This window comes from Xanthomonas sp. LF07-6, from assembly GCF_034105445.1.
In the GTDB taxonomy this organism is placed as follows: domain Bacteria; phylum Pseudomonadota; class Gammaproteobacteria; order Xanthomonadales; family Xanthomonadaceae; genus Xanthomonas_A; species Xanthomonas_A sontii.
Genome location: NZ_JAXGGI010000031.1, coordinates 1 through 3,467 on the forward strand (window position 1 = coordinate 1; position 3,467 = coordinate 3,467).

1 protein-coding gene is annotated in these 3,467 nt (G+C 65.7%); it reads left to right on the top strand.

Annotated elements, in window-relative coordinates:
* On the top strand, nucleotides 1–3,467 hold a 3,467-nt coding region (locus SLW56_RS20740; protein WP_320695402.1), incomplete at both ends, for an amino acid adenylation domain-containing protein.

Genomic DNA, 3,467 nt, shown 5'->3' on the forward strand with positions numbered 1-3,467 from the left:
GCTCGGCGGCCACTCGTTGCTCGCCGCACGCATGGTGAACCGTCTGCAGGCAGAGGGGATCGCCATCGCGCTCCGCGACGTCTTCCTCGAGCCTTCGATCCGTGGGCTGGCGCGCAGGCTCCGGGCGCACCAGGCAACGGCATTGCCGGCGCCTGTCCTGGCGGGCCAGGCCGCCGATGCTGATCTGTTGCAGGCGCAGGCCTCGTTTGCGCAAACCCGTTTGTGGTTTCTGGAACAACTGCAACCAACGCACGGCGCCTATCACATCAACAGCCTGCTGCGCCTGGACCAGGCGTTGGACCTGGCCGCCTTCAACCATGCCCTTTCGCAACTGGTCCAACGCCATTCCGCATTACGCACGCGCTTCGAATATCGCCAGGACAGGCTGTACCAGATCGTCCAGCCCGCGTTGCTGCCGATGGTGCCGATCTTCGACCTGTCCGCCGAGACGCCGGCGCAGCAGGCAATACGGCTCAAGGGGCTGTGCGACGATCAGCGGCAGGCACGCATCGATCTGACCCGCGAAAGTCCGTTCCGCGTCAGCCTGGCCAAAGCAGGCCCGCATTGCTGGTATGTGTTCTTCACCTTCCACCACATCGTCAGCGACGGCTGGTCGCTGACGCTGTTTCTGCGCGATCTGGAACGGTGCTACGCCGCATACCGCGATGGCCGCGATATCGGATTCGCGGCGCCGGCCGCCACCTACCTGGACTACAGCCGCTGGCAGCACGACAGCCTGCAAGGCTCCCTGCTCGAGCGCCTCACCGCGTATTGGAAGAAACGCATGAAGGGGGCGCCCTCCATGCATGCGCTGCCGATGGACCGTCCCCGGCCCACGATGCCCAGCCACCATGGCGGTATCCATCGCACCCGTGTGGACGCCGCCACGACGGCGCGCCTGAAGGCGTTGCTGACGGAGCAGGACGCATCGCTGTTCGTCGGCTTGAAGGCACTGTTCAGCGCGCTGCTGGCGCGTTACAGCGGGGAAAAGGACATCGTCATCGGCACCGCCATTGCCAACCGATCGCATGTGGCATGGGAAGAGGTGTTCGGTTACTTCGCCGGTACTTTGGTGATGCGCCAGTGCCTTACGGCCCGACAAGACTTCCCGGCGCTGTTGCGCCAGGCCCGTGACGGCTTCCTGGCGGACGACGAACATCGCCACCTGCCATTCGAATTGCTGGTGGACGCCGTCGAGCCGGATCGCTCGTTGGCGGCCAATCCGCTATTCCAGGTGATGCTGGTGCTGCAGAACACAGAGACGCCGGCTAAGGCGGAAGCCCAACCTGGGTTGTTCCAGCCGCAGGAACAGCAGGCCGGCGGCAGTCAGTTCGATTTGACCCTGGCAGCCAGGGAAGACCACTTGGGTCTGGTGTTCGCGTGGCGCTATGCCACCGACTTGTTCGATGCCGCGCGGATCGAACGGATGGCGGCCGCCTTCGGCCGACTCATCGAGCTCGCCGTGGCCGACCCCGGTGCCGATGTGCACCGCTTGCCGATCCTCGGCGCCGACGAGATCGAGCGGCAACTGCATGTCTGCAATCCATTGCCGCGCCATTTCGAGGACGGCGAGCGGTTGGTCCATGAACTGGTCGAACGCTGGGCCAGGGAGCGTCCCGATGCCATCGCGGTAGCGGGCGCGACCTCGATCAGCTACGCCATGCTGGATGCGCTGAGCAATGCCCTGGCCGGTCGCCTGCATGATGCAGGCGTGGTGCCCGGCGGCATCGTGGGCCTCTACTTGACGCCATCGACCGAGCTGGTGGTCGCCATGCTTGCCGTGCTCAAGGCAGGAGGGGCGTATCTGCCGCTGGACCCGGCGCAGCCGCGCGAGCGGATCAGCGGCCTGCTGTCCAACAGCGGTGCGCGCCATGCACTGTACGCCGACGGTGTGCCGGAACTATCGATCCTGCTGCGTGATCACGCCACGCTGCAGCTGCTGCAAGTGGACTTGACCTGCATGGCGGTGGGAACGGCTCGCCCTGCCGCGATCACGCACAGGCCGTCGCCAGACCAGCCGGCTTACGTCATCCATACCTCGGGGTCGACCGGAACTCCCAAGGCGGTCGTGCTGCATCATCGCGGCCTGGTCAATCATGTCCTGTCGCAACGCGAACTGTTCGCGATCCAGCCCGACAGCAGCGTGCTGCAGTACGCTGCAGCCTCCTTCGACGTGGCCACTTGCGAGGTGTTCCTGGCGCTGTGCAGCGGCGCACGCCTGGATATCGTCGACGAACCGATCCGCCGCGATCCACTTGCGCTGGGGCGCTTCATCGAGGAACGGCAGATCACGCATGTGCTGCTGATCCCGTCGGTGCTCGCCGCGTTGGCGCCGGAACGGCTGCGGAGCGTGCAATCGATCGTGGTCGGCGGCGAATCCATTTCCGAAGCGCAGGCCGAACTATGGTCACGCGACCATCGGCTGTTCAATGCCTATGGTCCTTCCGAGGCGACCATCTGCGCGGTCGCCGAGGAGTACACCGGCAATGGCGTGGCCATCGGGTATCCGATCGACAATATGGCCTGCTATGTCCTGGACGACGCGATGGGGTTGGTACCGCACGGCGCTCCCGGTGAGTTGTTCCTGGCCGGTGTCGGCCTCGCGCATGGCTATCTCGGACAGCCCGAACTGACCCAGCAGCGGTTCGTCGAGCATGTATTCGAGAATGGCGAAAAGCGGCGGCTGTACCGCACCGGCGATCGGGTGCGGCAGCGCTCCGACGGGCGCCTGGAGTTCCTTGGCCGTATGGACGACCAGCTCAAGGTTCGTGGCTTCCGCATCGAACCGGGTGAAGTCGCCGCGTCCCTGCAGGCCTGCCCCGGGGTACAGGCCGCGGTCGTTCATGCCCAAGTGGTGGCCGCAGACGCCAAGTCCCTGGTGGCGTATGTGGTGGCCGCGCAACGGATGGACGAACAGGCCTGGACGCACTGGCTGCCACGGCTGCGCGAACAGCTTTCGGCGCGCCTGCCGGTGTACATGCTGCCCGATGCCTTCGTCCAGCTCGAGACAATCCCGACCTTGGCCAACGGCAAGGTCGACCGCGATGCGCTGCCGTTGCCGCAGCTCGGCGATATCGCCGGCGCGGCCGTCGAGCCACCGCTGACCTTGACTGAGCGCACCCTGTGCGAGGCTGTCTCGCAGGTGCTGGGGCGCCAGATCGACAACGTTGCGGTGGACTTCTTCCAGGCCGGCGGCAACTCCATTCTGGCGATGAAGCTCATCGCGCGACTGGAGTCAGGATTCGGCATCGCGTTGCCGTTGCAGGCGCTGTTCGAAGCCAAGAGCATCCGGTTGCTTGCGGCCAGCATCGACCTGGGGGAGGGAGCGCAAGGGACGCCGGCACGGCCTGCCATCGAGCCACTGGCGGACACCGTCGTGGCGGCCCCGCTTTCCTTCCAGCAGGCACGGATCTGGTTCCTCTCCACCATCGAAGCCGAGCATGGCGCGTACCATGCCTCGCGCTGTC